This is a genomic window from Tumebacillus permanentifrigoris (genome assembly GCF_003148565.1).
Lineage (GTDB): Bacteria > Bacillota > Bacilli > Tumebacillales > Tumebacillaceae > Tumebacillus > Tumebacillus permanentifrigoris.
The window spans coordinates 77,794-100,012 of record NZ_QGGL01000003.1; the positions used below are offsets into that span (position 1 = coordinate 77,794).

Annotated in this window: 22 protein-coding genes and 1 tRNA gene; 19 read left to right on the plus strand and 4 right to left on the minus strand. The window is 55.7% G+C overall.

Annotated elements, in window-relative coordinates; genetic code table 11:
• Positions 1 to 95: 95 nt before the first annotated feature.
• Together C7459_RS04260 and C7459_RS04265 are read left to right on the plus strand one after the other, a co-directional pair.
• A complete protein-coding gene (locus C7459_RS04260) occupies positions 96 to 1,049 on the plus strand; it encodes an aldo/keto reductase family protein (RefSeq protein WP_109687074.1) in 954 nt (317 codons plus the stop codon).
• A gap of 258 nt (positions 1,050 to 1,307) precedes the next feature.
• Positions 1,308 to 1,508 (plus strand): hypothetical protein, encoded by a 201-nt coding sequence (locus tag C7459_RS04265; RefSeq protein WP_109686688.1) that lies wholly within the window; start codon positions 1,308 to 1,310, stop codon positions 1,506 to 1,508.
• A 92-nt stretch (positions 1,509 to 1,600) separates the two neighbouring features.
• Here the strand turns inward: C7459_RS04265 and C7459_RS04270 are convergent, their stop codons facing one another.
• Entirely contained in the window at positions 1,601 to 2,005 is a 405-nt protein-coding gene (locus C7459_RS04270) for a hypothetical protein (RefSeq protein ID WP_146200941.1), read from the minus strand.
• A 230-nt stretch (positions 2,006 to 2,235) separates the two neighbouring features.
• Between C7459_RS04270 and C7459_RS04275 the strand changes: the two genes are divergently transcribed.
• From C7459_RS04275 to C7459_RS04300, 6 genes are all read left to right on the plus strand, one after another.
• Positions 2,236 to 2,308, plus strand: a tRNA-Ile gene (locus C7459_RS04275).
• Positions 2,309 to 2,502: 194 nt separating this feature from the next.
• Positions 2,503 to 2,784, plus strand: a complete 282-nt coding sequence (locus tag C7459_RS04280) for a hypothetical protein (protein ID WP_109686693.1) — start codon at positions 2,503 to 2,505, stop codon at positions 2,782 to 2,784.
• 557 nt (positions 2,785 to 3,341) lie between these two features.
• Positions 3,342 to 3,674 (plus strand): nucleotide pyrophosphohydrolase, encoded by a 333-nt coding sequence (locus C7459_RS04285; protein ID WP_109686695.1) that lies wholly within the window; start codon positions 3,342 to 3,344, stop codon positions 3,672 to 3,674.
• A gap of 5 nt (positions 3,675 to 3,679) precedes the next feature.
• A complete protein-coding gene (gene dapB / locus C7459_RS04290) occupies positions 3,680 to 4,486 on the plus strand; it encodes a 4-hydroxy-tetrahydrodipicolinate reductase (RefSeq protein WP_109686697.1) in 807 nt (268 codons plus the stop codon).
• Between the two features lie 25 nt (positions 4,487 to 4,511).
• Positions 4,512 to 4,913 (plus strand): methylglyoxal synthase, encoded by a 402-nt coding sequence (mgsA, locus tag C7459_RS04295; protein ID WP_109686699.1) that lies wholly within the window; start codon positions 4,512 to 4,514, stop codon positions 4,911 to 4,913.
• Between the two features lie 19 nt (positions 4,914 to 4,932).
• Positions 4,933 to 6,183, plus strand: coding sequence for a CCA tRNA nucleotidyltransferase (locus C7459_RS04300; RefSeq protein ID WP_170119257.1), 1,251 nt, complete (start codon positions 4,933 to 4,935; stop codon positions 6,181 to 6,183).
• Between the two features lie 37 nt (positions 6,184 to 6,220).
• Here the strand turns inward: C7459_RS04300 and C7459_RS04305 are convergent, their stop codons facing one another.
• Entirely contained in the window at positions 6,221 to 8,113 is a 1,893-nt protein-coding gene (locus C7459_RS04305) for a putative bifunctional diguanylate cyclase/phosphodiesterase (RefSeq protein WP_281272729.1), read from the minus strand.
• A 30-nt stretch (positions 8,114 to 8,143) separates the two neighbouring features.
• Positions 8,144 to 8,350: a hypothetical protein gene (locus C7459_RS04310; RefSeq protein WP_109686706.1), complete on the minus strand. Its 207-nt coding sequence runs from the start codon at positions 8,348 to 8,350 to the stop codon at positions 8,144 to 8,146.
• Between the two features lie 200 nt (positions 8,351 to 8,550).
• On the opposite strand from C7459_RS04310, the gene C7459_RS04315 reads away from it, so the two are divergent.
• The 3 genes from C7459_RS04315 to C7459_RS04325 all read left to right on the plus strand — a co-directional run bounded on the left by C7459_RS04315 (position 8,551) and on the right by C7459_RS04325 (position 11,162).
• A complete protein-coding gene (locus tag C7459_RS04315; RefSeq protein WP_109686708.1) occupies positions 8,551 to 9,846 on the plus strand; it encodes a cation:dicarboxylate symporter family transporter in 1,296 nt (431 codons plus the stop codon).
• A gap of 87 nt (positions 9,847 to 9,933) precedes the next feature.
• Positions 9,934 to 10,920, plus strand: coding sequence for a biotin--[acetyl-CoA-carboxylase] ligase (locus C7459_RS04320; protein ID WP_109686710.1), 987 nt, complete (start codon positions 9,934 to 9,936; stop codon positions 10,918 to 10,920).
• A 23-nt stretch (positions 10,921 to 10,943) separates the two neighbouring features.
• On the plus strand, positions 10,944 to 11,162 hold the full coding sequence (locus tag C7459_RS04325; RefSeq protein ID WP_146200943.1) for a hypothetical protein: 219 nt from the start codon (positions 10,944 to 10,946) through the stop codon (positions 11,160 to 11,162).
• A gap of 52 nt (positions 11,163 to 11,214) precedes the next feature.
• On the opposite strand, the gene C7459_RS04330 is transcribed toward C7459_RS04325, so the two are convergent.
• A complete protein-coding gene (locus C7459_RS04330) occupies positions 11,215 to 11,430 on the minus strand; it encodes a hypothetical protein (RefSeq protein WP_109686714.1) in 216 nt (71 codons plus the stop codon).
• 429 nt (positions 11,431 to 11,859) lie between these two features.
• On the opposite strand from C7459_RS04330, the gene panB reads away from it, so the two are divergent.
• From panB to dinG, 8 genes are all read left to right on the plus strand, one after another.
• Positions 11,860 to 12,714 carry a 3-methyl-2-oxobutanoate hydroxymethyltransferase gene (gene panB / locus C7459_RS04335; protein WP_109686716.1) on the plus strand — a complete coding sequence of 285 codons (855 nt, stop codon included), beginning with the start codon at positions 11,860 to 11,862 and terminating at the stop codon, positions 12,712 to 12,714.
• On the plus strand, positions 12,711 to 13,571 hold the full coding sequence (gene panC / locus C7459_RS04340; RefSeq protein ID WP_109686718.1) for a pantoate--beta-alanine ligase: 861 nt from the start codon (positions 12,711 to 12,713) through the stop codon (positions 13,569 to 13,571). The genes panB and panC overlap by 4 nt, the downstream gene beginning before the upstream one ends.
• Before the next feature lie 38 nt (positions 13,572 to 13,609).
• Positions 13,610 to 13,990, plus strand: a complete 381-nt coding sequence (gene panD, locus C7459_RS04345) for an aspartate 1-decarboxylase (RefSeq protein WP_109686720.1) — start codon at positions 13,610 to 13,612, stop codon at positions 13,988 to 13,990.
• Positions 13,991 to 14,067: 77 nt separating this feature from the next.
• Positions 14,068 to 15,651: a tetratricopeptide repeat protein gene (locus C7459_RS04350; protein ID WP_170119258.1), complete on the plus strand. Its 1,584-nt coding sequence runs from the start codon at positions 14,068 to 14,070 to the stop codon at positions 15,649 to 15,651.
• A gap of 138 nt (positions 15,652 to 15,789) precedes the next feature.
• Complete coding sequence (locus tag C7459_RS04355; RefSeq protein ID WP_109686724.1) at positions 15,790 to 17,043, plus strand: S-layer homology domain-containing protein; 1,254 nt, start codon at positions 15,790 to 15,792, stop codon at positions 17,041 to 17,043.
• 99 nt (positions 17,044 to 17,142) lie between these two features.
• Positions 17,143 to 18,063 (plus strand): protease complex subunit PrcB family protein, encoded by a 921-nt coding sequence (locus C7459_RS04360; protein ID WP_109686726.1) that lies wholly within the window; start codon positions 17,143 to 17,145, stop codon positions 18,061 to 18,063.
• 216 nt (positions 18,064 to 18,279) lie between these two features.
• Positions 18,280 to 19,161 carry a C1 family peptidase gene (locus C7459_RS04365; RefSeq protein WP_170119259.1) on the plus strand — a complete coding sequence of 294 codons (882 nt, stop codon included), beginning with the start codon at positions 18,280 to 18,282 and terminating at the stop codon, positions 19,159 to 19,161.
• Between the two features lie 169 nt (positions 19,162 to 19,330).
• Positions 19,331 to 22,219 carry an ATP-dependent DNA helicase DinG gene (gene dinG, locus C7459_RS04370; protein ID WP_109686731.1) on the plus strand — a complete coding sequence of 963 codons (2,889 nt, stop codon included), beginning with the start codon at positions 19,331 to 19,333 and terminating at the stop codon, positions 22,217 to 22,219.

Sequence of the window (22,219 nt, forward strand, 5' to 3'; positions counted from 1 at the left end):
ATCTTTCGTGACATTGGCAGAGTATGCGTCCATTTTCCGTTGTGTGTTGTATAATACTTCCTATCTACAGGAGGTGTTTTCCAGACATGGCAGAGATGAAGTACCGCAACTTGGGTCGTTCTGGCTTAAAAGTCAGTGAGATCGCGCTGGGCTCTTGGTTGACCTACGGGGGGAGCGTGGAGGATCAGACCGCCATTTCGTGCGTTGACCGTGCCTATGAACTCGGCATCAACTTTTTTGACACCGCCAATGTGTACCGTCGTGGGGAAGCTGAGAAAGTCGTCGGCCAAGCGTTGGCGAAATACCCGCGCGAGTCGTTCGTTCTCGCGACCAAAGGCTTTGGGCAGATGGGCGAAGGTCCCAATGACCGCGGACTTTCCCGCAAGCACATTTTTGAGCAAGTCCACGCTTCGTTGAAGCGCATGAACGTCGACTACATAGACCTCTGGCAGTGCCACCGCTATGACCCGGAAACTCCGCTCGATGAAACGCTCCGGGCGATTGATGATCTCGTTTCGCAAGGCAAGATCCTGTACGCAGGCGTCTCCGAATGGACGGCGTTGCAGATGCAGGAAGCGTTGCACCTCGCGGACAAGTACCTGCTGGACCGCATCGTCTCCAACCAGCCGGTTTACAACATGCTCAACCGCTACATCGAGCAGGACGTCATCCCGCTGGGCCTGCGCGAAGGCATCGGCCAAGTGGTGTTCTCGCCGCTGGCTCAAGGCGTGCTGACCGGCAAATACAAGCCGGGCCAAGCACTCCCGGAAGGCTCGCGTGCAACCGATCCGTCGACCGCGCAGATGGTCGAACGCTTCCTGACCGAGTCCAATCTGCGCAAAGTCGAGCGGTTGGGTGCAGTCGCAGAACGCCACGAAGCGTCCGTCGCGCAACTGGCGCTGGCGTGGATTCTGCGCCAACCGAACGTCTCCTCCGCGATCATCGGTGCTTCACGACCGCAACAGATCGACGAGAACGTCGGAGCGCTGCGCATCACGCTCAGCGAATCTGACATCGCGGAGATCGAAGCCATTCTGTCCGCAGAGTAGAACGGCATGAACGTCACAAAAAACCCCCGTTTCGGTGTACACCGACGGGGGTTTTGCTTTTTGGCAGAGGCAGGTGAAGGTCTGGTCGGCACCTACGGCGATCCGAATGCGGGCATTCGAGCATACGGTAAGAACAGCGACAAGACGGGCGGCGAAGTTGCGCGCCGGGATCGCCGCTAGAAGCGCCTTGAACGCCTGCAAAAGCGCCTTGCAGAGTTCGACCGCGCGTGCGACTCCATCACCGATGACCAAGAGGCCGTGCTGTTTGACTGCCTGCTCGACGGAATGTACGTGAACCACGCGGCGGCAGAATTGGGGTTCTCCCGCCAGTACGCACACCGTATCAAGTCGTCGCTGATTCGCAAGCTGGCATGGTCGCTGATTGATCAAACGCAACCGCCGGCGACGCCCGCTGCAGGAGAGGCGGCCAGACCTGTTGAGAGACAACCGAAGACATAGAAAACGAAGACGCCACGTTGAGGAGATCAGGTGGCGTCTTCGTTTATTTTCTTTTGTTCAGCAATGAGCCTTTCGACAATCAGCATTCGTAGCTAAGAGAATTTTACGCACTGAAAATCGCCACAATCAAACACAACACAAAAGCCAACCCTGTCAACGGAGCCATAACGACCTTCTCGGTTCGACTCTTCGACGCTAGATTGCCCAGAGTGTTCAAACCCATAAAACCCGTAATCGCCCAGACTGCAACTAATGCAACCGTATGATTGAAACTCCACGAGACAACGCCTACTCGTACCAACAATACAAACCCCATTAAAACCAATATCAACGCAGCCGCCAAACTCGCGATCCGCAATCGCCTCGGCAGTACCCCTGTGTACTTCCCGCCCCAGCTCAACTTCGCGAACGGCAAACCTATCACGAGCAACAACTGAAATACCGCGCCAACTCCAAAAAAGAACCGCGCTGATGATAGCAAACAATTGCGTGTTCATCCCTACAGGCCCCCTTCTCCCATTACGTTTCATTATACATAATATCGGTTTACACTGTGGACACTTCTGACACATCAGACAGTTTTTGCGAGTCGCAGTGTCCGCGTGATACACTGGACTCAGGACAAATGTAGCGGAACCAACCGCCGACAAACAGAAAGGCCACCTGCAGATGAACGGGAGATATGCCCGATGTCGAGGTGGTCTTTTGCGTTGTCCCATACATTCACAGGCCTATAGCTCAGAAGGTAGAGCGACCGACTCATAACCGGTTGGTCGCAGGTTCGAGTCCTGCTGGGCCCACAACAAAGAAAGAGCACCTAATCCTCGAATACGTATTAGGGTACTTCCCAAGGTCTCTTTTTGTCTGTGACATGTACAGGTCCGACTTCGGTGTAATATTGAAAATTTATGTTGAAAAATAAAAAACATTAGTATAGTATGAAACTGTACTAGTTGTTATTAATTCCGAAACCCAAACAAGAGGAGTTGAGATTGTGAAGAAGATGATTTTTGCCGCTTTGCTCGCCTCCATGATGTTGATCCCGACGATGGCAAGTGCTGCACCGCAAGATGTTGTGAACAAATCCCAGCAATCTGTGGTAAGCCCGAACGCAGAATCGTATTATGTCACTGTACAACAATATTATTTTGATCCAACTTATGCCCCGTTTGTGATCTACTACACGGATCCTTTTACCGGAGCTTCAGGCTTTTTAAATAAACTCTACGGCTTTGGGAATTGGGTAACTTATGGTGGCTATGTGACTAAGAATTAGGTAAAGCGTATAGGACTAAGAGATAAGTCACTTCATGTCGAAGTGGCTTTTTTCTTAGCCGAAGCCGACAACGACGGAAGACCGTACTGTCCGGTGTTGTGCGTCCGCGAGGCTGGCTGGAAGGTGAAGTACATAATCACTCTAGGCTATTACAGCTTCACAAACAACGGTTTTACCCGTCCAGCGCTTACTGCTTCACGAAACTCCTTAGGTGACAGATCGTACAGGCTGCCGTGGATTTCTATGCGCGCAGACAACGCACCGCCGACTTGGATTTTATGAGTCAGAACGAGGCGGGGAGTATTTCGATCGGCTTGAGAATTTTATGTGGTCGTCGTCTTTGACTTGGTCACACACCACGTCCTATGCTATGATCGTTTGGAATATGCAACGCCCCACTGATTTGGATTCCTAACAATGTACACGTACTCATGAGCATTTTCAAAGTACTACACAATCCAAAATTGCGTCTTATACTACCAAAAAGCATAAGAACGCACTAGGCGGAACAAATCATTGTATTGTTCCATAGCAATCCCAACCACAGGAGGCTGTTCATGGAAAACCTAACGCTCAAAGGCATGCAAAAGGACGTAGACGACTACATCTCGCAGTTCAAGGAAGGCTACTTCCAGCCGCTGACGCTCATCGCGCGGCTGACGGAGGAACTCGGCGAACTGTCGCGTGAAGTCAACCATACATATGGAGAAAAGCCCAAGAAAAAAGACGAGGCCGAAGGGTCGATCGCACTCGAACTCGGGGACCTGATGTTCGTGATCACCTGCATGGCAAATTCGCTGGGCATCGATTTGGAAGAAGCGCACAAGGCGGTCATGCACAAATTCAACACCCGTGACGCCAACCGTTGGACGCGAATTGAGGAGGAGTAAACATCATGACTGCAAACAAAATCCGCGTCGTCGTCGTCGGTGCCAAGGGGCGCATGGGACGCGAGACCGTCAAGGCTGTATTGAACGACCCCGAATTGGAACTGGTCGGTTGCATCGACCGCACGTTGCAGGATGTAGCCGTCTCCGCCTTGCTTGGGCATGAGGCCAATGGTGTAAAGTTCAGCACCGACTTGTCCAAGACCCTGCTCGAAACCAACGCGGACGTCATGGTTGATTTCACCACACCAGCTACGATGAAAGGCAATATCGACAAAGCGATTGAACTCGGCGTCCGCCCGGTCGTCGGGACCACCGGGATGACCCCGGAGGAGATCGCGAATTGGAACCAACTCTGCAAGGATCGCGGCATCGGGGGCTTGATCGCGCCGAACTTTGCGATCGGTGCGATCCTGATGATGCGCTTCGCCCAACAGGCGGCGCGCTACCTGCCGCACGTGGAGATCATCGAGATGCACCACGACCAAAAGTTGGACGCTCCGTCCGGCACGGCGATCAAAACGCTGGAGTTGATTGCACTGGAGCGTGAAGCGATGCAGCAAGGCCACCCGGACGAGCAGGAGACGATTGCTGGTTCACGCGGCGGCGACTATGAAGGCATGCGTGTGCATTCGGTGCGCTTGCCAGGGTATGTCGCACACCAGCAGGTGATCTTTGGCGGGCTGGGACAGACGTTGACGATCCGTCACGACTCGATCAACCGCGAGTCGTTCATGCCCGGTGTCGTGATGGGTTGCAAGCAAGTGATGAAGTACGAAGGTCTGGTCTACGGGTTGGAAAACCTGCTGGACTAATTTCGAGCATCGGGGGAGTGGGAGCATGAACATTGCGTTGATCGCACATGACCGCAAAAAAGACACGCTCGTCAATTTTGCGGTGGCCTACCAACATATTTTTGCGCAAGCCACGCTGTATGCGACGGGGACGACTGGTCTGCGGATTCAGGAAGCGACAGGGCTGAACATCAACCGGTTTCTGTCCGGCCCGCTAGGTGGCGACCAGCAGATCGGGGCGATGATCGCGGAGAATCGCATGGACTTGGTGATTTTTTTCCGCGATCCGCTGACCGCACAGCCGCATGAGCCGGATATTCTCGCGCTTCTGCGCCTGTGCGATGTGCACAACATCCCGGTCGCCACCAACATGGCGACTGCTGAAGTGCTCGTCCGCGCCCTCGAAGCGGGCGGCATGCAGTGGCGTGTGACGTTACAGCAAGACTAACTGCATAGGGGGGAACGGCGTGGAAATTCAGACGTTAGAACAGGAAGCGTGGCAAGTGGTCGACAAGTTAGAAGCGGCGGGGTATGAAGCGTACTTGGTCGGCGGGTGTGTGCGGGATCAGCAGTTGCAGCGCCCGATCTATGACTACGACATCACCACCTCTGCGCTTCCTGACGAAGTCATCGCGCTGTTTCCCCACACCGTTCCGACCGGCATCAAGCATGGCACGGTCAAGGTGATCATGGAGCAAGGCGAGTACGAAGTCACGACGTTTCGCATCGACGGCGAATACATCGACGGTCGCCGCCCCGCAAGTGTCCACTTCGTCCGGTCGCTAGTAGAAGACCTCGCTCGTCGCGACTTTACGATCAATGCGATGGCGATGAGTCGACATGGCCGTCTGCACGATCCGTTCGACGGGTTGCGCGATCTGGAGCAGCGCATCATCTGCGCCGTCGGCGACCCGGTGAAGCGCTTTGAGGAGGACGCCTTGCGCATCTTGCGCGGCATCCGTTTTGCCGCCCAGTTGGGCTTCACCCTGGAGGAGCGCACGCACGCCGCCATCGTCTACGAAGCCCAAGAACTTGGCAAAATCGCCCGCGAGCGCGTCCGCGAAGAGTGGCACAAAATGTTGCTCACAGCCCCAGACGTCGCCCTCGATCTCCTGCGCCAGACCGAGACCCTGCGCTATGTGATCACGCGCCCGCCGACGTTCGATCTCGCGGTGTACGACCCGTGGGGGTACGGCATCGATCCGTGGCAATTGGCCGGAACGTGGGCGGCCCGTGCGCCTGTCGACTTGGCGTTGCGTTACGCCATCGTGTTGAGAGCCATCCAACTGGAGGAGGCGCGCATCGACAAAGTGATGAGCGATCTCAAACTCTCCGGCGCGTTGAAGTCGGAGATCCGCCGCACGTTGCGCGTCGTCCAACTCGGCCCGCCCACCGAGTGGCGCGACCGCTCATGGCGACAGTATTTTTACCAACACGGACGCGACGCGGTGCGCCGTGCCTGCTTGCTCTACGCCATCCTGCACGACGAGGGTCGGCTCGAAGCGTGGGAGGCGGAAGTCGAGCAGCGTGCCGCCGCTCAACCGCTGTGGTCGCTCCAAGATCTTGTTGTGACGGGCAGCGACCTGATCGAGGCAGGACTTCCTGAAGGTCCCGAGATCGGTCGTGCCAACCAATGGCTCGCCCAGTGGGTGCTGGACCACCCGGAGTGCAACACGCGGGAGGCCTTGCTGCAGAAGCTTTCCGAACGGATTGAATGAGAAAAAGACGATCCTCCGCACGCGGGGATCGTCTTTTTTAGATCACATCAAGTCTGACCGGCAATCGCTTTTGCGACCGCACCAACTCAGCAAATTGCTCCGCTGGCACAGGGCGGGAGAACAGGTAGCCTTGGATGGCATCGCAGTTTTCCGACCGCAGGAAGTCGAGTTGTACCTCGGTCTCCACCCCTTCGGCGATCACGCGCAAGCCCAAACTGTGGGCGAGCAGGATGACGGCGCGGGCGATGGCCGCTTCGTCCGCTTCTGGCGAGTCGATGTCTTTGACGAACGAACGGTCGATTTTCAACGTGTCGATCGGCAAGCGCTGGAGGTAGCGCAGCGAGGAGTAGCCCGTGCCGAAGTCATCGATGGAGATCTCGATTCCGAACTCTTTTAACTCCAACAGCATGTCGATAACTTTCTCGGTATCTTGGATGATGATGCTCTCCGTGACTTCGAGCTCCAACCAGCGACCATCCAACTGCGTATCCAGGAGCACTTGCCGCACCGTCTCCACCAAGTTCGTGTATTGGAACTGCCCGACGGAGAGGTTGACCGCACAGCGCAGGGGAGGGAGACCCTGTTCCTGCCACCTGCGGTTCTGCTCACAGGCCGTGTGCAACACCCATTCGCCAAGTTTGCCGATCATGCCGATCTCCTCGGCGAGCGGGATGAAGACATCGGGTGGCACGAAACCAAGCGTCGGATGGAACCAGCGCAAGAGCGCCTCCATGCCGTAAATCTCGCCGGTGTGGATGTCGACCTTGGGCTGGTAGTGCAGGGTCAACTCGTCGCGTTCCAACACCCGGCGCAGCGCGGTCTCTACCTCCAGCATGTTGTGCAAACTCATCTCATCGCTGTAGATGCAGTAGCTGTCACGGCCTGTTTCCTTGGCGTAGTACATCGCCGTATCTGCAAACCGCAACAGCGACTCCGCATCGGGCCCATTCTCTGGATAGAGCGAGATCCCAATGCTCGTCGAGATGAACAATTCGTAGCCTTCAACCGTGAAGGGTTCGTTGATGCCCTCGGCGATTTTCGTCGCGATCTCCTCGACTTCTGCCAGCCCTGCGACGTTCGGCATGATCACGGTGAATCCATCCCCTGTGATCCGCGAGACGAGGTCTTGTGAACGGGCGCATTCGCGGATGCGCATCGCCACCAGACGCAACAGTTGGTCGCCCAGAGAGTGTCCGAGCGTGTCGTTGATCGTCTTAAAGCGGTCAAGGTCGAGGAACATCAACGCCAACTGTTGATCCTGTTGCTTGGCATGCAACAGTTCTTCGGTCAGCGACTCGCGAAACCGCACGCGGTTCGGCAGTTCGGTCAAGGGATCGAAGTGGGCGAGGTAGTGCAACTTCGCTTCAGAGAGCTTGCGTTCCGTAACGTCCTCCTGCACCGAAATGAAGTGAGTGATCTCGCCATCTTCGTTTTGAACCGGGGTGATCTTGGTTTCCAAGTGGTAGAGGCTGCCGTCCTTGCGTCGGGACGGTGCTTCGCCTTCCCAATACTGATGGGTGAGCAACAGGTCATGCTGCTCCATAATCGCAGAGATCTTTTGGTTCGTCGCTTCTCCCAATGTGTAGCCAGTCATGCGCGTAAACGCCGGGTTCACCCATTGGACCTGCCCCTGACGGTCGGTGATGGCCACGGCGTTTGCAGTCGATTCGAGCGCAGCGCTTTTCAGTTGGAGATTGGCGGTCATTTTTTGCAGCTCAAAAGCGTGTCCGAGGAACTTCGCCAAGTACGACATCGACTCGATCTCGCGTTCGGAGAATTTGTACGGCTCTGGATCGAGCGCGCACAACGTACCAAACATCGATCCATCCTCCAGCAGGATCGGAACGCCCAAGTACGAGCCGATCTGTCCCGTCTGTGTGATGTCGAGGTCGCGCGTGAGGGGGTGGTTGGTCGCGTCTTCAATGAGCAGCGGCTCACGGCCGCCGTGAAAGAGGTGCCCTCAGTACGAATGTTCAATTGGCAGAGTTGATCCTTCATGCAACAGACATCCGTCATGTTTATTGATCAACTTCAAAATTGTAAACACATCATGGTCGGTATAGCCAATGAAATAGGTACGCGTGTTCACCATCATTTCAACCATTGATAACACATTGGTCGCGACTTCATGAAAATTGAAGTAATGGCGCAAAATATGTTTTGGCATGCCGTTCACCCCCTTTATTTGGCGAAGTAAATGTTATTAATGTAAATCTACCACTTTTGTATCGAAACTTCAACTTTGGTATCGCTATTTTTCGACAAAATGCAAGATTTCGAAAGTAACCTCATATATAGTACGAATTTGAACTTTGTTGTACAATTCGAGAGTACAGATAGATACTCAAGTAGGAAGTGGGGAGTCGGATGCCAGAACCGCAAGCAAAAAGAAAATTCGGCCTCGCGATTCAAATTGCGATCGGGCTGATTTTGGGGATCGCCGTAGGGGCGATTTTTTACGGGAACGCAGGAGTAGCGAAAGTCCTCCAACCCGTGGGGGATATCTTCATGCACCTGATCAAGATGATCGTCGCGCCGATCGTCATCTCGACGCTGATCGTCGGCGTGGCCGGTGTCGGCGACGTGAAAAAGCTCGGCAAACTCGGCGGCAAGACGATTCTCTACTTTGAAATCGTTACCACGATTGCCATTCTCATCGGCTTGTTGACCGCCAACCTCCTGCAACCGGGAGCAGGCGTCGACATGAACAGCCTGACGCACACGGACATCAGCAAGTACGTGGCGACCAACGATACGATGAAGTCGCACAGCTTTTTGGACACCTTGGTTGCGATCGTGCCGACCAACATATTTGACTCGATCGTGAAGGGTGACATGCTGGCGATCATTTTCTTCTCGGTGTTCTTTGGCCTTGGGGTGGCGGCGCTCGGCGAACGTGGCAAACCGCTGCTGAATTTCTTCCAAGCGACCGCCGATACGATGTTCTGGGTGACCAACCAAGTGATGAAGTTCGCTCCGTTTGGCGTGTTCGCGCTGATCGGCGTCACCGTCTCCAAGTTCGGCGTGCAGTCGCTGTTGCCGCTTGGCAAGCTGGTGCTCTCCGTCTATGGGGCGATGTTCTTTTTTGTCATCATCGTGCTCGGTGGCATCGCGTGGATGGTGAAAGTCAACATCTTCTCGTTGCTCAAAGTGCTCAAGGATGAACTGATCCTCGCCTTCTCCACCGCGTCGTCGGAGGCTGTACTCCCGCGCATCATGGAAAAAATGGAGCAGTTCGGATGCCCGAAGTACATCACATCGTTCGTCATCCCGACCGGGTACTCGTTTAACCTCGATGGTTCGACGCTGTATCAAGCGTTGGCCGCGATTTTCATCGCGCAGATGTACGGCATCGACATGCCGATCTCGGCGCAAATTTCGCTGATGCTGGTGCTGATGGTCACATCCAAAGGGATCGCAGGAGTGCCAGGGGTATCTTTTGTCGTGCTGTTGGCAACTCTCGGCACGGTCGGCATCCCGCTGGAAGGTCTCGCGTTCATCGCCGGGATCGACCGCCTGCTCGACATGATGCGCACCGTGGTCAACGTGGTGGGCAACTCGCTGGCTGCCGTTGTGATGTCGAAGTGGGAAGGCCAGTTTGAGCCGGAAAAAGCTAAGCAATACCTCAACTCGATCAAGAACGACAAAGGCATTTCCGCCTAGTGAATCGCAAGTGAATATGCTATGCTAAACGTAATCTCCTGTCGACGACGGGAGGTTACTTTTTTGCTTACTCTGGAGGTTTTCACGATGAATGAGACCATTTTACATATGTTGCGCGATGCGCCGGGCGGGTTCGTGTCAGGGGAAGCGATGTGCCAAGCTTGCGGGGTGTCGCGCACCTCGATCTGGAAGCACATCAAGGACATGCAGGACGCCGGCTACAACATCGAAGCGGTGCGCAACAAAGGCTATCGGTTGGTCGACGCCCCGGACCTAGTGACGGCGGCGGAGATTCGCGAAGGGCTGAGCACGACGTTGCTCGGGCAGAGCATCGTCTACCGGGAAACGATCGACTCCACCAATTCCCTGGCGCAACAGTTGGCGCTGGGCGGCGCGCCAGAGGGGACGCTGGTGATCGCCGACGAGCAGACCAGCGGGCGCGGCAGACGCGGCCGGCAATGGTTCTCCCCTCCGCACTCTGGCATCTGGATGTCGCTGATCCTGCGCCCGGAGTTGCCGCTGGCGCATGCGGCGCAGATCACGCTGGTCGCAGCTGTGGCGCTGAACCAAGCGTTGAGCCGCGCGACCGGGGTGCAAGCCGGGATCAAGTGGCCCAACGACATCCTGTTCAACGGGAAAAAGTGCTGTGGCATCCTCACTGAGATGCACGCAGAATTTGACCAGATCCACCATCTGGTCGTTGGAATCGGGATCAATGTCAACGTGGCGCAGGACGAGTTCCCCGCGGAGTTGGAAGGGATTGCGACCTCGCTACAGGCGATCCGTGGTGAGCGAATCCCGCGTGCGCAAGTGGTGCGGACGGTGTTGGAGGAGTTCGAGCCGCTGTACCGCCAGTACGTGCTCAACGGCGGGTTTGGCACGCTGCGTGACGCTTGGAAAGCCAACAACATCACCCTCGGTCGCCACATCGTAGCCCACACCGCGCGCGGTGACATCGAGGGCCTGGCGTTGGACATCGACGAATTCGGCGTGTTGTTGCTGGAAAAAGCGGACGGCGAGCGGGAGAAAATCTATTCGGCGGATATCACGGTGATCAACCAGACCATATCCTAGAGGAAAAGAGGATGTGGGGGGCATTGGCTACCCAGATTGACCGTCGTCTCCGCGAACTCGAGGACCAAGTCCGCGCCCAGATCGGCCGCTTTACGCGCCGAGCCTCGTTGGAGCAGGATGAGAAGGAGCGCATCATCAAGTTCCTCGAAACGTTTCTCGCCGCAGACAGTGGGAGCGTTCGAGACCAAGCGATTCGCCAGTATGTGCTGTACCGGCTGGGTTTCACCTACAGCTACCAGTGATGGGCGCACAAAAAAACACCTCTTCCGGTGGGAAGAGGTGTTTTTTTACGACTTACAGTTGGTCTTTCAGCGCGTAGTACGCTTCCTTCAAATGAAGGGCGTCCGCGTACTGTTTTTCCACGTCGGTGAGAACGTTTTGAGAAGCGCCGACAGCGCGCAGATTTTCAAGCACTACGCGGTTTTCTTCGATGCGCTGATCCAACAGTTGCTCGGTACGATCACCGTGAACAGTCACTATTCTTTGAAGGATTTCTTTTTTGCGGTCCATGTTAATCCCCCTGACTACGTCGTATTCTTAGGGTGGTTCGAAACTAGGAGTTTCATACCTTACCATCACAAGCCCTCATTATATACCATAGAAACCAATTTTGGTATCAAAAATTACCGCAATTTCTACAGAACGGATGAAAGAAAAGGATCGAACACACTATACAGATGCCCATTTCCAATGTATACTAAGCTCGTTGGAGACGGTATCAAACTGAACTGTACTCCAGTTGTGAATGGGTTTTACACGATTTTTCTGATGCTTCGCTAACTTTATCACATCTGCTCTGAGCCGATTCGGACCGAGACAGGGAACTGAGACTCTTAAGCTGACTCTTCGTGCCCACTATAGGCTCGTAGGGTCTTTTTTGTCTACAACCACTACATCATCGGCTCCCGGCAGATCCACCCCCCCAAGGAGGAGTCCTACATGAGTACGAGCAAAGCTACCACGGTTAGCTTGCAAGAGATGAAGCGCAATCGCCACAAGATCGTCATGCTGACCGCCTACGATTACCCGACCGCCAAAGTGGCGGAGGCGGGCGGTACGGACGTGATCCTCGTCGGGGATTCGCTCGGCATGGTCGTTCTCGGCTATGACTCCACGCTTCCCGTCACGGTTGACGATATGGTCCACCACACGAAAGCGGTTACACGTGGGGCCAAACAGACGTTGATCGTGACCGATCTGCCGTTCCTGTCCTATCACATCTCCACACCGGAAGCGGTGCGCAACGCTGGACGCTTGATCCAAGAGGGCGGCGCGGACGCTGTGAAGTTGGAAGGCGGGCGCGAAGTGATCGAACAGGTACAAGCGATTGTCCGTGCCGGCATCCCGGTATGCGGGCACATCGGCTTGCAGCCGCAGATGGTCAACCAACTGGGCGGCTACAAAGTGCAGGGCAAGGACTACGAAGGGGCCAAGCGCATCCTCGAAGACGCGTTGCTGCTCCAAGCTGCAGGTTGCTTTGCGATCGTGCTGGAGTGTGTTCCGACCCTTCTGGCGCAACTGATCAGCGAACGCCTGTCGATCCCGACGATCGGCATCGGCGCGGGGGACGGTTGTGACGGACAAGTGTTGGTCATCCACGACATGCTCGGCATCACCGAGAAGTACCTGCCGAAGTTCGCCAAAAAGTACGCGGAACTTGCTGGCGACATGACAGCCGCCATCGCGACCTACTCGCAAGAAGTGCGGGACGGTCAATTCCCAGAAGCTCACCACGGGTTCAAGATGTCCGACGAGGTTTTGGAGAGACTAGTAGAGGAGACTGGACGTTCATGATCATCTTGCACACCATCGCCGAAGTCCGCCAATACGTACACACCCATCGGATGCAAGGCAAGACGATCGGCCTCGTCCCGACGATGGGGTATCTCCACGAAGGTCATCTGTCCCTCGTGCGCCAAGCCAAGGAACAGACGGACATCGCGATCATGAGCATCTTTGTCAACCCGCTGCAGTTCGGTCCCAACGAGGACTTCGATTCCTATCCTCGCGACCTGGAACGCGATTCGCAGCTGGCAGCATCGGCTGGCATCGATGCGATTTTTGCCCCGAGCGTCGATACGATGTACCCCGCTGGCAACGGCAAGTCGCTTACCCATGTGGATGTGGAGGTCGTCACCGATACGCTCTGCGGGGCTGCCCGACCCGGCCACTTCCGCGGCGTGTCGACCGTCGTCAGCAAACTGTTCAACATCGTGTTGCCTGACAAGGCGTTTTTTGGTCTCAAGGATGCCCAGCAAGTCGTCGTGATCCAACAGATGGTGCGCGACTTGGACATTCCGGTCGAGATCGTGCCATGTGCAATCGTCCGCGAGCCTGATGGACTCGCGATGAGTTCGCGCAACGTCTTCCTCAACGACGACCAGCGTTCGCAAGCCTTGGTCCTGTCCCGCTCGTTGCAGATGGCAGCGGAGCGCGTGCAACAGGGCGAACGCGATGCCGTAGCTCTCGCCGCGGCCGTGCGCGCTACGATTGAGGAGCAACCGCTCGCCGACATCGATTATGTACAGATCGTCTCCATGCGCGACCTGTCACCGCTGCACACGCTCGACCAACCGGCGTTGCTTGCCCTCGCTGTGCGATTTGGCAAGACCCGACTCATCGACAACATCGTACTTCACGTACACCGATAAATACGTCACCAAACCCAGAGAAAAAGGGGATTCCAACCATGTTCCGAACGATGATGAAATCGAAAATCCACCGCGCGACCGTCACGGAAGCGAATCTGAACTACGTCGGCTCGATCACGATCGACCAAGACATCCTCGATGCAACGGACATCTGGCCGGACGAGAAAGTCCAGATCGTCAACAACAACAACGGGGCTCGCTTGGAAACGTATGTCATCTCCGGGAAGCGCGGTTCCGGCGTGATCTGCCTGAACGGTGCAGCAGCTCGTCTGGTGCAACCGGGTGATACCGTCATCATCATCTCCTATGCGATGATGGAAAACGCAGAAGCCCGTCAACACAAGCCGATCGTGGCCTTGATGGATCGCGACAACAAAATCGTCGACCTGATCACCGAGAAGGAAGCGACCGTCGTCTAAGCCTTTCTGGATAAAAAAGCCTCCCTTGTCCCAAACTACTTCGTAATCAGTAGATGAGGACGGGGGGGGCTTTTTTGATGTTCGAAAAACCGTTTGCACTCTTGAACCGCGCCGTCGACCGCATCGAGACCCAACTGGAGTCGGCGGACAGTGAACAAAAGCGCATCCTCGGCGAAGAGTTGGTCGCCCTGCGCAATGCCTGCGACAAATTTGTCGAGCAGTGGTTGTCATTTGAGGAGCGCGTCTCCGAGCTGTCGGAGGAATACAACCTCGAACTCGACGGCACACTGCCAAGCCCGGAACTGCAGGAAATCCAAGACAAATTGGCAGCTCTGCAGAGCGGCGATTCACCGTTTGCGATGATGGACCCTGACATGGATGACCCCCAACCCTCCGACGAACAGGTGGAACAACCGACCGGGGAAAAAAGCGACGCGGACGCCGTCGCGCCCCACCCAAAAGCGGCTGGCAAAAAGCCAGGCACGACTTTGGTCTACCAGATCGGCGATGGACAGTCGATGCGCCCGCGCGACGAGCAGATGGTGCGCTCGTTCCGACTCGGCATCGGCTATTTCGATCTCCTGATGTTCCCAGAGGCGATGGAGCAGTTCCAACGCGTCTTGGAGCTCGACGGCGACTTTCTCGTCGCTCGGTTGTATCTGGCGTTCGGATGCCTCTCCCAAGGTGAGTACGAGCAGGCGAGTCACCACCTGAACTTGATCACCGTTCGTGAGGAGGATGATTTCCTGCAAGCGACGATCCACAGCACCTATGGGCATATCTTTGTCGCGCAGGAGGAGTATGAATCCGCGCTGGTCGAATTCGAGATGGCGGCCAAACTCGTGTCCGACTTCCGCGACATCGAGTTCAACATCGCCTGCTGCCACTACAACAAGGGTCGCCTGCGTGAAGCCTTGACCCATTTCCAGCGCAACCTGATCACCCAGCCAGAGGATTGGGAATCACACCGCCTGTGCGGGCTGATCTGGGAGCAACTCGGTCATCGAGACCGCGCCTACCGCCATCTGGCGCGGTCTTATGATCTCAACGGTGCGCACGAGCAAGTGATCCTCGATTTTGCGCAACTCTCCGAACAGCAAGGCAAGCCCGACCAAGCCCGCGCCCTGTATAAAAAAGCGCTCCGCTATCACCCGACGTCTGCGGGCGCACTGGGGGGGCTCGGCTGGATCAAGATGCGCGAAGGGGATGTGCCAACAGCCGTTTCGCTTTTTAAAAAGCAACTGTCCTGCAGCCCGAACGACCGCCAAGGCTTGTTCAACCTCGGCTGGGCGTCCTACCAGACGAAGGATTATGGCCGAGCGGAACGCTGCTTCTCGATGCTGCTGCGCAAGAACTCGCGGGACTCCTACGCGCTGGCCGGGCTTGCTCGCACATGGAGCATGCTGGAGAAGCGCGGGGAGGCGAAGGACCAATTGCTCCAACTGGTCGCCATGGAAGGGTCGGCGGAGAAAAAGCTCGGTCTCTACCACTTAGGTCGCCTCGCGATCGAGGAGGAGTCGTACACGCAAGCGCTCCGCTACTTTAACGCAGCGCTCGTGTATGACCGCGACTGTGTGGAATCGCTGTTCTACAAAGGGGTCGCGCACTATGCGCTCGGGGAGTTAGAGCGGGCGCAGCAATGCTTTGAGAAATGTAAATAAGTTGTAGTAAGAGGCAAGCAAGACGAAAAAGATCAGCCCTGACCATCAAGGGGCTGATCTTTTTTTCTGGAAGTGAAACCATTTTTAGGGAACGATCGTCTTATGGGATAGAACGTGGAGCCAAGGGAGGAACAGAACATGAACAACAACTTCAAGAAAACCACAGCGCTGGTCACAGCGGGACTGATGTTGGTGGGGTTGCCGTTGACGACGCTTGCTGTGTCGCCGCGTACAGCTTACGCAGGCAACCCGGTGTACTCCGATCTGCAAGGCCATTACTCGGAAGTGGCGGTGAAACGCCTCGTGGAGTTGGGCGTCATCGATGCAACCTCCGCCCGGTACTTCAACCCAGACCAACCGATGGAGCGCACCGAATTTAACAAGTGGCAGCGAAGCATCATCGGGTCCGATCCCACTCCCCAAACGAACGGCAATCTGATTCCGCGCTGGGAAGCGGCCTTGCTCGTCGACAATGCTCGCTCCGGGGCCTTAGGTGGCAATGAAGGCGCCAACGCCAACATGTTCGTCGACCACGAACAGATTCCGCAACAGGCGCGGGTCGCTGTGGGGCGGCTCTTCAATCGCGGAGTGATTGTGGGCGAAGGCTACGGATACTTCCGTCCAGAATGGAAATTGACGCGCGGCGAGGCGGCGGTCATGCTCAACGCCTTGCTCAACTTGAAAATTGGCAAGGACGGAAGTATTGTCCTACGCAAAGACAACGTGGACTTGAACCACGATGGCCAAGCGGCGGAAACGGTGGCGATCATCGGCACGCACAAGGTCTCGACTGGCGACACGACGGTGTATGACAAAGGCTACCTCGGCATTTTTGATCAAAAAGGCACTCTCCAGAGCCGGGTTGAGCTGGGAGCGGGCGACATCAACTCCCCGCTGCAGATCCTCGTCGCTGATGTGAGTGGCGATGGCAAAAATGACATCGTCACCGAATCTGATCTGCACGGCAACGGGGGAGCGGGCGCGCACAGCGTGCGTGCCTTCGTCCAGCAAGACAAGGGGGCATTCGTCGAAGCCCCCTTGCAGACGCTGGATTGGAGCACGAAATTCAGCTCCGTCAGCTTTGACAAGGTTGCCAACGCTTGGACGGTAAAAGCGACCGACGGTCGCACGTGGACGGTTGGTCTGAGCGGCCCGCAGTGGAAGGATTTTGATCCGTCCATATACCCGCAACCGCATCAGGTCCAAGTAGACCCACCGTTCGCAGTCGCTGTAGACAACGGCAAGCTGAGCACCCGTCACTACTCATGGACGGGATCGAGCCCGGCCGTGCTCTTCTACCTCGTGCCGACTTATAAGTATGTGAACGGACAGTTCGTGATCGACAGCTATCGGGCGGAGCAAGCACCGGGCACGCTCTTGCAAGGAAAATAAATAATTGGGGAACGATGAAACTTTTTCCTCATAGTCTGCGTCATTAGGTATAGAGTGAAAATTCATTAACGGTATAAGAGACAGGGAGGTTTTACGAGTATGAAAAAGACAATCACCGCACTGATGGCAGCCGCTTTGACGCTCACTTCTGCTTCGGCAGTTTTCGCTGTAGACAGCGAAGGGAAATTTATCGCACCGCACCGCAATGCGGAAGCGACGAAGTTGAAGCACGCCGCACCGGTTCAGTATCAAGACCTGGGCAACCACTTCGCGATGAGCTCGGTGGAGCGTTTGACCAACTACGACATGATCGGCCGTGGCACAGTCGGCGGTCAGCAGTCGACGTTTGAACCGAACAGCCAGTCCGACCGCACCGAGTTGAAAACATGGTTCAAAAACGCATTGGGCAAGGAAGTCAAAGACAGCTCGACGTCCTCCAATGTCTCGCGTCTGGAAGTTGCGACTTGGCTCGCTTCCTCGCTGCCGGCACTGAACACGGGCATTAATGGTGCCAATTTGACTGCACCGTACACCGATACGGCGAACGTGACGGTGGCTGAGCGTGACTCGCTGAACCAGCTCTACAAACTCGGCATCATGGTTGGCGATGGCCAAGGTCACTTCAACCCGAAAGGCCTGCTCACCCGTGGCGAAGCAGCTGTATTGCTCGACGGCGCACTGGCACGCACGCTGACGGCAGCTAGCAAATCGGAGTTTGAGCAAGTATCGGGCGCGCTTCCGGAGACCGTACAGACCGTTGCCAATGAAAACCGCACCGAACCGGGCGTATATAGCGTCGTCGACAACGGCGTTCGCTATCTGGTCATCTCCGGTGGGGAAGCGCCGACTGGCGGTTACTCCGTCAACGTAGATGGCGTGCAAGAAACGGCTGCAGGGTACTTTGTCTCCGCTTCGTTGCAACACCCGGACCCGACGATGATGGTACCGCAGATGATCACCTATCCGCAAGCGGTTCTGAAAGTAAAAGACGCGGAAAAAAGCGCGTACCTCGCTCAATAAAAGGAAGTAAATCCCATTTTTTTAGCAAAAAAGATGCATCCACTTCGGGTGCATCTTTTTTATGTGTGTTGAAACGACACAATGAAAATAAATAGAATCGATGCTATTTACAGTTAGAAGTTAACGTGATACAGTGTATTTGTAACAAAGAATTCTATCAATTTCGAAAAGTTAGTGAATATAAAAATGAACGTAGAAAAAGAGGAGGCAATTCAAATGAAAAAACAAATGTTGGCAGTATTCGCATCTGCACTGGTCATGTCCGTTTCCGCATCGGTTGCAGGCGCAGCAGGTCTGCATCCGCTGGGTGCGAGCTTCACTCCGCTGGGTACTATGGTTCCGCATGAGGCGCAATCCTTGACTGGCGGTGGTACCACCTACGGTGTGGCACCGGCTTCCTACGACCTGTCCTCCAACCTTCCGCCGGTTGGCGACCAAGGCCAACAAGGCTCTTGTGTTGCTTGGTCGACTGCTTACTACTCCAAATCTTTCGGTCATGGCTTCTCCAACCCGTACTCCTCTTCGAACGAGTACTCCCCGGCATTCGTCTACAACCAACTGAACGGTGGCGTAGACGGCGGTCTGTACCCGTCCGATGCATACAACTTGCTGGTCAGCAAAGGCGACACCTCGCTGGCGAAAATGCCTTACAACCAATTCAACTACACCACCCAACCGAACTCCACGCAGCTGGCTGACGCAGCTCTGCACAAAAACATCTCGTCCACGAACATCTTCATGGGCGCTGGCAATGGCACCGCTACCGCTCGTACTTCGGTTAAAAACGCTCTCTTCGGCACATCGACCGACCACAAGCTGGTTGGCATCGCGATCCCGGTTTACCCGGAGTTTGACAACGCGACGGCAACTGATTCCTACGTCATCACCGCGCACAAAGCGGGCGAGAAATCCCGTGGGGGCCACATGATCACCATCGTTGGCTACGATGACAACAAAGCATACACCGGCGGCGTTGGCGCGTTCAAGATCGTCAACCAATGGGGCACTGGCTGGGGTAACAAAGGCTTCTCCTGGATCTCCTACGACATGTTCGCTAAGGAAGTTCAAGAAGCTTGGTACATGAACACCGGCAACTAATAGTTAATGAAAAAAGAGTGCGGACCCGATAGGGCCGCACTCTTTTTTTGCGGTGCTCTCCACGAAATGTTTTACAGTTGTCACCTCTGTACGAGTGTGAGAGAATGGGGGTTGCATGAATACCAACAACAGTTCACGAATAAAGTCCCAACAAACCGAGGTATAACCCATGAGCGAAACCTATGTCATCATCGACTTCGAAACCACTGGCCTCCACGCCTACAAGGACCGCATCATCGAGATCGGCGCGGTCAAGATCCAGGACGGTCGGGTGGTGGAGACGTTTCACCGGCGGGTGAACCCCGGCATCAAAATCCCGCCCTATATATCGGAACTCACCGGACTGACCGACGAACTGCTGGAGGACGAACCGTCTCTGGAGGAAGTTCTGCCGGAGTTTTTGCCGTTCTACAGCGATGCAATTCTCGTCGCGCACAATGCCGATTTCGACATGCGGTTTCTCAACGCCGCCCTCGATGAATCCGGCTACCTCGAATACGCCGGGGAAGTCGTCGACACCTTGCAACTTGCACAGATCCTCTGGCCGCGCGAGAATAGTTACGCACTGGAAGCCTTGGCAACCAGCCATGATCTCACGCACGACCAGCCCCACCAAGCGCTCTCTGACGCTCAAGTCACAGCTGAGATGTTCCTCCTGTTGCTCCACCGCGCCCAGACCATGCCCTTCCTCCTCCTTCAACAGATCACCGGCCTGACCGAATACACCGACTGGCCGCTGCGCCACTTTTTCCGTCGTCTGGCGGAGGGGAGCACCTCCATTCTGCAACTGGACGAGCCCGAAGGTTGTATGACGATCGACCAACTTATGCACCGGCCGGTGCAAATCGAGGTCGTAGATGGCCCCACTGGGGGAGCGCTCTCGGAGTTTGACGTTGCCGATGTCGTACATGTGTTGGAAAAAGACGGCCCGATGTCCGACCTGATGCCCGGCTACGAAGAACGCCCGCAACAGATTGACATGATGCGCCAAGTTGCCGAGGCCTTCCAAGACCAAAAGCACTTGATCGTCGAGGCCGGCACGGGCACTGGGAAGTCGCTCGCCTATCTAATCCCGTCTGTCTATTACGCGATCGCCAAAGGGGAGCGCGTCGTCGTCGCGACCCACACGATCAACTTGCAAGAACAATTGAAGGAACGCGACATCCCGCTTCTCAAACAGGTGATCCCGTTTGACTTCTCCATCGAGGTCTTCAAGGGCCGCGCCAATTACGTTTGCATGCGCAAAGTCGCGATGAACGTCAACAACCCAGGCCTGCAGCTTGACCATGCGGAGACGACGTTTTTTGTTCGAATAATCACGTGGTTGATCGAGACGGGTGGTGGTGACCGCGAAGAGTTGAGCCTGAATGGAGAACAGTCCGACCACTGGAGCAAGGTCGCATCAGGCGCAGATTCCTGCATCATGAAAGCCTGCCCGTGGTTCCGCAACTGTTATTACCACAAAGCCCGCGCTCGCGCTCAACATGCCGATGTTTTGATCACCAATCATTCACTGGTGCTAACAGACGTCAAGACCGAACACAATGTTCTGCCCGGCTATCAGTACCTCGTGCTCGACGAGGCGCACCACATGGAGGACGAAGCGACCAAACACCTCGGCACGGAAGTCTCGTACTTCCAGATGTACGGGGCGCTAAACCGCCTCCTGCGCGACAAAAACCGTGGGCTCTTGTTCCAACTCCTGCAAAAAATCGACGTGTTGCAAAGCGGCGACTCGTCCACGCACACAGACCTGCGCGCAACGGTGGAGAAGACGCTAGAGCAGATCGGGGATCTCCGCGAAGCTACGGAGGATGTGTTCCGTCAACTGCACAATTTCATCCTGAAAAACGCCAACGGCTCCGACGCCGGGCGTCAAACCCTGCGTCTGAAGCCGGATACCTTCCAAGATGAAACGATGAAAACGGCGTGGGACGGTATCGCATCCGCCAGCGAGAACCTGCAAACCGAAGTTCGCTCGATGCGCAAGTTAGTCGGGCGTCTAGAGGAACTCGGCGAATCACTGATGAAGGACGAGATGTTTGCCGGTCTCTTGACAGACGTCAACGGACAGGTTAAGGAACTCGACCAAGGCTGGCAAGACCTCGCGTACTTCCTGCGCTCTGTCGGCAGTGAATCATCCGTACTATGGATGGAAGCGGACGACAAATCGATGCGTCCTGTCGTATTCCTGTACTCGGCACCGATCGATGTGGGGCCGCTTTTAAATACGCACCTCTTTTCCAAAAAGGAAAGCGTCGTGCTCGCCTCCGCAACGCTTACGATCAACAACGAATTCAAATACGCCATCCACCAGCTCGGACTGTACGAGTCACAGCAACAGGATCGGCTAAAAACCCTGCTGGTCGATTCTCCGTTCCACTATAAAAAACAAGCCTTGCTCTGCGTCCCCAACGATTGCTTGCCAGTCAAGGGGGTGCAGGAGGATGTGTTCACGACCTCATTTGCCGAATCGCTGACCAACCTCGCCCGCGTCTCGCAAGGTCGCGCGCTGGTGCTGTTTACCTCGCACCGGATGTTGCGCGAAACATACCACAAAGTCAAGCCGATGCTTGCTGAGCACGGCATCACCGTCCTCGCGCACGGGGTCGATTCCTCCTCGCGCCACCGCTTGGTGCAGGAGTTCCAACGCCATCCGAAGGCCGTGTTGTTCGGAGCCAATTCGTTCTGGGAGGGCGTGGACATCCCCGGTGAGGATTTGTCGTTGCTGGTGATCGCCCGGCTCCCGTTCTGGCCACCAAACCAGCCGGTCGTCGAAGCCCGCACGGAGAAGATGGAGCGCGAGGGTCGCAACTCGTTTATGGAATACAGCGTTCCGCAAGCGATCATCCGCTTCAAACAAGGCTTCGGTCGCTTGATCCGCACCCGCCGTGACCGGGGGGCGATCGTCGTGTACGACCGCCGGATCACAGAGTCGCGCTACGGGCGTCATTTCATCCGTTCGCTGCCAGGTCCGTGGTTCTATCAAGGAACGGAGCGGGAAGTTTTAAAGACCGTCTATAATTGGTTAAAGACGCCATTGGCTGATGAATCTTAA

Excerpts from the sequence above, each read along its gene's own strand:
- C7459_RS04260 (WP_109687074.1), top strand. The coding sequence starts at position 96 with ATGAAGTACCGCAACTTGGGTCGTTCTGGCTTAAAAGTCAGTGAGATC.
- C7459_RS04270 (WP_146200941.1), bottom strand. The coding sequence starts at position 2,005 with ATGAACACGCAATTGTTTGCTATCATCAGCGCGGTTCTTTTTTGGAGT.
- C7459_RS04285 (WP_109686695.1), top strand. The coding sequence starts at position 3,342 with ATGGAAAACCTAACGCTCAAAGGCATGCAAAAGGACGTAGACGACTAC.
- dapB (WP_109686697.1), top strand. The coding sequence starts at position 3,680 with ATGACTGCAAACAAAATCCGCGTCGTCGTCGTCGGTGCCAAGGGGCGC.
- mgsA (WP_109686699.1), top strand. The coding sequence starts at position 4,512 with ATGAACATTGCGTTGATCGCACATGACCGCAAAAAAGACACGCTCGTC.
- C7459_RS04310 (WP_109686706.1), bottom strand. The coding sequence starts at position 8,350 with ATGCCAAAACATATTTTGCGCCATTACTTCAATTTTCATGAAGTCGCG.
- C7459_RS04315 (WP_109686708.1), top strand. The coding sequence starts at position 8,551 with ATGCCAGAACCGCAAGCAAAAAGAAAATTCGGCCTCGCGATTCAAATT.
- C7459_RS04320 (WP_109686710.1), top strand. The coding sequence starts at position 9,934 with ATGAATGAGACCATTTTACATATGTTGCGCGATGCGCCGGGCGGGTTC.
- C7459_RS04330 (WP_109686714.1), bottom strand. The coding sequence starts at position 11,430 with ATGGACCGCAAAAAAGAAATCCTTCAAAGAATAGTGACTGTTCACGGT.
- panB (WP_109686716.1), top strand. The coding sequence starts at position 11,860 with ATGAGTACGAGCAAAGCTACCACGGTTAGCTTGCAAGAGATGAAGCGC.
- panC (WP_109686718.1), top strand. The coding sequence starts at position 12,711 with ATGATCATCTTGCACACCATCGCCGAAGTCCGCCAATACGTACACACC.
- panD (WP_109686720.1), top strand. The coding sequence starts at position 13,610 with ATGTTCCGAACGATGATGAAATCGAAAATCCACCGCGCGACCGTCACG.
- C7459_RS04350 (WP_170119258.1), top strand. The coding sequence starts at position 14,068 with ATGTTCGAAAAACCGTTTGCACTCTTGAACCGCGCCGTCGACCGCATC.
- C7459_RS04355 (WP_109686724.1), top strand. The coding sequence starts at position 15,790 with ATGAACAACAACTTCAAGAAAACCACAGCGCTGGTCACAGCGGGACTG.
- C7459_RS04360 (WP_109686726.1), top strand. The coding sequence starts at position 17,143 with ATGAAAAAGACAATCACCGCACTGATGGCAGCCGCTTTGACGCTCACT.
- C7459_RS04365 (WP_170119259.1), top strand. The coding sequence starts at position 18,280 with ATGAAAAAACAAATGTTGGCAGTATTCGCATCTGCACTGGTCATGTCC.
- dinG (WP_109686731.1), top strand. The coding sequence starts at position 19,331 with ATGAGCGAAACCTATGTCATCATCGACTTCGAAACCACTGGCCTCCAC.